Below are 995 nucleotides of genomic sequence, written 5' to 3' on the forward strand. Positions count from 1 at the left end.
CATCCCGAACAGGACAGTGAAACGCCTCAGCGCCGATGATAGTGCGGGTTCCCGTGTGAAAGTAGGACATCGTCAGGCTATTAATAGCCAACCCCCGTTACCTCCCAAGGTGACGGGGGTTTTGCTTTTGGGGCAATGATCCCTGAAAAACGGACCAAATAGCTCATCTTGGCCGGCGGTATACGCAGCAGCGTTCCATTTTCTTCCGAGCATGACCCGCATTGCCGCCACGCAGGTCATGCACTACCCTCCTGCGCTCCATCAACTTCACGGAGGACGCGCCATGACCATCGCCCGCCATTGGATTGCCTTGGGATGCCTCGCCGGTGCCGCAACGCTCATCGCTTGCGCAAGCAGCCCTTCCCCCCAGAAGCCGATGACCTTCTTCGTCACCAGCGCGAATCCCGGAAAAGGCGCCGACCTCGGCGGCCTGGCCGGTGCCGACAAGTACTGCAAGGCGCTCGCCACCGCCGTGGGTGCCGGTGACAGGGACTGGCGCGCCTACCTCAGCACCGACGCCTCGAGCGGCACTTCCCCGGTGAATGCGCGCGACCGCATCGGCAAGGGCCCGTGGAAGAACGCACGCGGTGTCGTGGTGGCCAACAGCGTTGACGAACTCCACGGCGCGAACGGCTTGACCAAGCAGACTGCCCTCACCGAGAAAGGCGAGGTGATCAACGGCCGCGGCGACACGCCCAACCTGCACGACATGCTGACCGGCTCGACACCCGAAGGCCGCGTCGCGACGGGCGACAAGAACCTCACCTGCGGCAACTGGACGCAAAGCGGCGAAGGTTCTGCGGTCGTCGGCCACCACGACCGCACGGGTCTCGACGAGCAGCCGCCTGCCAAATCGTGGAACTCGTCGCACCCCTCGCGCGGCTGCAGCCCGGATGCGCTGAAGGCGACCGGTGGCGCCGGGCTCTTCTACTGCTTCGCAGCCAGCTGATCCCGAACGCCGCCACGGCCAAGCGCCTGCGAGCGGCGCGCGAAGC

At 65.1% G+C, this 995-nt stretch carries 1 protein-coding gene; it reads left to right on the forward strand.

Annotation, left to right across the window (positions count from 1 at the left end):
* Positions 1–283 precede the first annotated feature (283 nt).
* On the forward strand, positions 284–949 hold the full coding sequence (locus tag AC1D12_RS34095) for a hypothetical protein (RefSeq protein ID WP_477829586.1): 666 nt from the start codon (positions 284–286) through the stop codon (positions 947–949).
* Positions 950–995 lie beyond the last annotated feature (46 nt).

It is taken from the genome of Rhizobacter sp. P1_G5 (assembly GCF_056405435.1).